Origin of the sequence: Anaerobacillus sp. 1_MG-2023 (assembly GCF_030547345.1) — a bacterium.
Classification (GTDB): Bacteria; Bacillota; Bacilli; order Bacillales; family Guptibacillaceae; genus Guptibacillus; species Guptibacillus hwajinpoensis_B.
Genome location: NZ_JAUORD010000029.1, coordinates 1 through 5,033 on the forward strand (window position 1 = coordinate 1; position 5,033 = coordinate 5,033).

The following is a 5,033-nucleotide window of genomic DNA, read 5'->3' on the forward strand; positions in this document are numbered from 1 at the left end:
AATCGGAAAAGCATTTTTTCAGCAGAAGTGTAAAAAGGAAACGAGCAGAAAGTGTAAAATTCAACTTGACGTCTACAAACTTGTACCAATAAAGAAAATATACTTAAAGGAAGATGTTAAATGAAAGTAAAAAAAGCAATTATTCCAGCAGCCGGTCTGGGAACTAGATTTCTCCCAGCTACAAAAGCACAACCAAAAGAGATGTTACCCATAGTAGATAAGCCAACGATTCAATATATTGTTGAAGAAGCTGTCGCTGCAGGAATTGAAGATATTATAATTGTAAGTGGTCGTGGAAAACGAGCCATTGAAGACCACTTTGACAAGTCCTATGAATTAGAAGAGACGCTAACAAAGAAGCAGAAAGATAAATTGCTTGAAGAAGTAAAGGGGATCTCCAATCTGGCTAATATTCATTATATTCGTCAAAAAGAACCTAAAGGTTTGGGGCATGCGATTGGGTGTGCTAGTCGTTTTATTGGTGATGAGCCATTTGCAGTCTTATTAGGCGATGATATTGTCCGTTCTGAAACACCATGTATTAAACAATTGATGGATGTATTTGATCGATATAGAAGTTCTGTTGTTGGTGTTCAGCAAGTAGCGGAACAGGATGTATCAAAGTATGGTGTGATTGCACCTAAAGGTAGTGAACTAGAAGAAAGAACGATTCCTGTTGAAACCTTCGTTGAAAAACCTGCAGTTGAAGAAGCACCTTCTAACTACGCGATTTTAGGACGTTACGTTCTTACTCCGGAAATTTTTGAGATTCTTGAAACATTGCCTACTGGTGCTGGTGGCGAGGTTCAGTTAACAGATGCCATTAAAGTGTTAAATGAGTCGCATGCTGTATTGGCTCATGAATTTACTGGCGATCGTTATGATGTTGGGGATAAGTTTGGATTTATTAAAGCAACGGTGGATTTTGCTTTGGGAAGAGAAGATCTTCAGGGTGAAGTGATGGATTATTTGAAGAGTGTTGTGGAGAAGGAATTGGCTAATAAGTCTTAATTCAATATAAGAAGTAAACTAAAATTAACAGTCAAAGAACAAAAGGTGAGTCCCGTGTAATATGAAGGACTCACCTTTTTGGGTAAGAACAGTGACATCGTCCTTTTAAACTTGCGTAAGATAGCAAACGGTGGATTTTACCGGTCTATAATCGTCCCGGTAATTCTTCCTATTTATCTTTCAGGGAAACAAATTCGTTATTATGGTCATAGATACGTAGGGTAGAGGTATAATCAAAAATCGGTGTTGGCAACTTCGTTTCTAGCTTATAAACTAATTTATCCTGCTTTCCAATCCAATAGGTGATTTCTAAATTCTTTACTAATGTACCTGTAAGAGAGGTAGATAACTTTGCGGCAGGTCCGGCGAAAAAGGAGAGTAGCGGAGAGATTTCAGACATCATTTGATCTGCATTTGTTTCAACATAGATACCAACACAATCTACCCCATCGATTGTTTCTTGACCGATTACTTTTAACTTTGTGTCAATTTTCGATTCGAAATACTGATTCATTGAATTGGAAGGATTTAATGAGGATGAAAATAAATCAATGAGAACTTGTTCTTCAGGAAGATAACTAGTCAAAACCCAGGAATCTGTGGAGTCGTCATAAATACCATACTCGGTAGTACTAAAATAAATCTGTTCTGTCGCAGGTGGTATACCTGTTCCTTCAGCTGCAATATTCATATAGGCTTCAGTAATGATACCTCCATCCATCCTTGCCTGAGAATCATTCGTTGCGTTGTAAGTATAAGAAATTCCTGCAAGGTTACCTTCGAAATTCATCTTCCCCTCCGTTTTTATAGATTCAATCTCCATCATGTTCGCTTGAGCCTCTTTCATGAGGTTCTCTGGATCAATTGATTACTAACAAACGACGGCATGCTACACCCGCATACAATGAATAGACATAGAATGAGCATTTTTACCCGCATTCGTCCCTCTCCCCTTTATGAATGTCGTTTACACGTTGACTTGCACCGATCGTCGTCAACCCTCTTAACGTATTTTAAAGAAGGCTTCTTTAGAACATACTCCCTGTGACTGCTAAACTAAAGTAGACAGTTTTCGCTATATAAGATGAAACACTTATTTACCCTAATATACCAGTTAAACAGAAAGCTCTACCATTGTATGATTAGATAGTTTATATCATAGATCAATGGAGGGCCGAACAAAGGTGGATAAGTTGTATTTTGCAATAGAAAAGTGCAGGAAAATGCAAAGGAAAGTACAGAGGTTTGTCACCCGGAATACTTCTCTTTATTTTCTTTTAGATAATGCGTTTGTTAAGCGGTAACTCTCTCCTTGATAAGAGATGATATGGGCATGATGAATCAGTCGATCTACCAATGCAGCGGTCAATCTAGAGTCTACAAATATTCTGTTCCATTGACTGAACTCTAAATTTGACGTGATGATTAAACTCTTCTGCTCGTAGAATTCAGAGATAAGTTGGAATAGTGGCTCAGAGCCCTCTTTACTAAATGGCAGGTAGCCCATTTCATCCAGGATGATTAAATCTACCTTCTCCAATTTCTTACGAAATGTTGAGAGCTTATTCAACCTTAAGGCTTGCTCCAATTCTTCTACTAAATGAGCTACACGGTAAAAACGGACTTCATAGCCATTTTCACAAGCTTTCCTTCCCAATCCCGTCGCTAGATGTGTTTTCCCAGTTCCTGGTGACCCTACCAATACAACGTTTTCTCCTTTTTCAATAAAACTCAAAATGCATATTTCCTCTTTAGACGTATGAGGTGGAAACCGAATTTGTTCTGTCCATTCATAGGTGTAAAGATTTTTCTTATCCAAAAACTTGGCCTTTTTTATTAATCTGATAGATTTTGTTTGTTCTCTTAACTTATGTTCTTCGTCAAATAAGTCATTAAGATATTGCTCCTTATTCTCGAAGGGAATTTGATCATAAATTTCTGCTATATAAGCCAAACGCAAAGTCTTGCAATTACTTCGTAACTGATCACTCATTTGCCCACCTCCTCAATTGGAGTGAGGGCATCATATTGATTCCAATCCACTTCATAAGGATTGCTATCGCCGTTTAACCGTTCTTTCTCAATCAAGTCATAAAACTCTTCATTGATTCGTTTCATATCGTAAGTAACTAACAGGGTAGAGAGGGACTCTAAACGTTTACGACGAATAAGTAGGTTGTCCGTTAGTAGAAATTCCTTTACTCTTCCAGGAAGGTAGTCGCAATATCGCGAATAGTTTAGAACCCTTGGTTTATGAATCCATGTTTTTATAATGGATTGCCACGGGAGTGCTTTCCGCTTGTTCATGTAAGGACGGAAGTCCTCCAACAGAATTTCACCGTCTGGTGAAACAACTTTATATTGATCCCAGCTAAGGATTAAGTGTAATTGACTGTAGTTATAAGCACGCGGGACATGTATAAGGGACTTGTCAATTTTCACTTCATTGTACTTATTTACCTTTGCCAAGTCTTTTTTGAATACTGGGTATGCCCTTGCGGGCATAGCTAGTAAGTACTTGGTTTCTTGCTCCCATAGCTCCTGGATTAGAACTTCTTTCTCATAGTGCAGCCTTTTACGATCTTCATGCAGTTACTTCAAGGTTAGATCTTCAAAGCTTTTCATCACTGGTGCCTTGGTGAAAAAGTTGTATCGAATATAGCCCACCTTATTTTCTACATTCCCTTTCTCATGGCCACTTCTCGGATTACAAACCTGAACTTCAAATCCATAATGATTCTGAAATTGCATAAATTCATCTGTTAGTTTTGCTTCTTCCATTTTTGATCGGGTTTGTTTTACTGCAGGTGTTAGGTTGTCAATTCTTATTGATTTGGGCACTCCACCTGCTTGAATGAACAGCTGCTGCAATCCATACAAAAAGCATTCTTGATTCTCAGATGGCAGAGGTATGGCAAAGCCAGTGTTACTATAGGGCATAGACATGATTAGTGCTCGAACATCTACTAAGTCCCCGTCTTGAACAGCTTCCATTACTCCAAAGTCTACCTGTGCCTCACCCGGAGGGTGTGTAAGTCTTTCATGTCCTTTATCCTTTTCTTCTTGATGACTGCTCTTCCACTCTTTTACAAAATTGCATACTGTTCGATATGAGCCGGTAAATCCATATTTCATCAATTCGTTATGTAGCTCTTTATTTGTCCTTCTAGATTTTCGTTTTAATCGTTGATCTTCAAACAACCAATCAGCGACCATTTCTCCCCATTCTTCCTCATACATCATTCCTTTTCTAGCTCTGAAGGTTTCTTGAGGTATCTGGTCTTCATCTGCATATTTTTTTGCGGTGCGCCAGTTAACCCCTATTATTTTCTGTATTTGGGAGATTGATAGACCTTTGTTGTTTCTCAAATTTTTGATACAATTAACATCAGACATTGCTAGCATCCTTCCATTACCTCCACGTGTTGATTCGACACCAATTACGTTAGAGGGACTTGGGGTGACTGGCAAGTCTTTTTTTTATGCCCTTATTAAAATAAGTGCAGGACTCTGCATTTTTCTGTTGCAAAGGTCTGCACTTCTATTTTGCAATAAACATAAGTGGGAAATGTATATGGAAATTCAACAGCTAATCAAACAGGGGTTTAGTAAGTCTAAAATGGCAAACAAGCTAGGATGAATATTGCATAATAAATGAGCCACTTATGCGCAAAATTAAACCACCAATTGCGGAAGATTGAGCCACTGTATGCGTAATATAGAGCCAAAAACATATTTTCACGATAAATACCTCCGGTATACTTAAGTAACATGCTTAAAAAGCATGACACTTGTGTAGAAGGAGGATTTTTTTATGGTTAATTATCGGAAGGTTCTGGGGATGGAGTTCGATGGTATAAGCCAGAGGACGATCAGTTCCAGCACCGGCCACTCGCGAAATACTATTGCTGAAGTTATCCAGCGGGCTAAAGAAAGAGGGTTAAGGGAGTTAGAGGATTCCATGAATAATCAGTGGCTTGGGACTTACTTGTTCCCTGAGAAACAAGCTATTGAAAAGGGAT

5 protein-coding genes and 1 pseudogene are annotated in these 5,033 nt (G+C 38.4%); 2 read left to right on the plus strand and 4 right to left on the minus strand.

What is annotated here, in order from left to right:
* The first annotated feature begins 120 nt into the window (after positions 1-120).
* Positions 121-1,011 carry a UTP--glucose-1-phosphate uridylyltransferase GalU gene (gene galU / locus Q4550_RS23030; protein ID WP_303536473.1) on the plus strand — a complete coding sequence of 297 codons (891 nt, stop codon included), beginning with the start codon at positions 121-123 and terminating at the stop codon, positions 1,009-1,011.
* 169 nt (positions 1,012-1,180) lie between these two features.
* On the opposite strand, the gene Q4550_RS23035 is transcribed toward galU, so the two are convergent.
* From Q4550_RS23035 to istA, 4 genes are all read right to left on the minus strand, one after another.
* Positions 1,181-1,801, minus strand: a complete 621-nt coding sequence (locus Q4550_RS23035) for a hypothetical protein (RefSeq protein WP_303536475.1) — start codon at positions 1,799-1,801, stop codon at positions 1,181-1,183.
* Between the two features lie 477 nt (positions 1,802-2,278).
* On the minus strand, positions 2,279-3,004 hold the full coding sequence (istB, locus tag Q4550_RS23040; protein ID WP_303536478.1) for an IS21-like element helper ATPase IstB: 726 nt from the start codon (positions 3,002-3,004) through the stop codon (positions 2,279-2,281).
* Entirely contained in the window at positions 3,001-3,480 is a 480-nt protein-coding gene (locus Q4550_RS24535) for a hypothetical protein (protein WP_306558564.1), read from the minus strand. The genes istB and Q4550_RS24535 overlap by 4 nt, the downstream gene beginning before the upstream one ends.
* 123 nt (positions 3,481-3,603) lie before the next feature.
* The gene (gene istA, locus Q4550_RS24540) at positions 3,604-4,407 is read right to left on the minus strand and encodes an IS21 family transposase (RefSeq protein WP_306558565.1); all 804 of its coding nucleotides are present in this window, start codon (positions 4,405-4,407) and stop codon (positions 3,604-3,606) included.
* A 418-nt stretch (positions 4,408-4,825) separates the two neighbouring features.
* Here istA and Q4550_RS23050 point away from each other — a divergent pair.
* A pseudogene (locus Q4550_RS23050) lies at positions 4,826-5,033 on the plus strand (IS21 family transposase); the annotation flags it as partial.

Bases quoted from the DNA above. Each gene is read 5' to 3' on its own strand.
- galU (WP_303536473.1), top strand. From the start codon at position 121: ATGAAAGTAAAAAAAGCAATTATTCCAGCAGCCGGTCTGGGAACTAGA.
- Q4550_RS23035 (WP_303536475.1), bottom strand. From the start codon at position 1,801: ATGAATTTCGAAGGTAACCTTGCAGGAATTTCTTATACTTACAACGCA.
- istB (WP_303536478.1), bottom strand. From the start codon at position 3,004: ATGAGTGATCAGTTACGAAGTAATTGCAAGACTTTGCGTTTGGCTTAT.
- istA (WP_306558565.1), bottom strand. From the start codon at position 4,407: ATGTCTGATGTTAATTGTATCAAAAATTTGAGAAACAACAAAGGTCTA.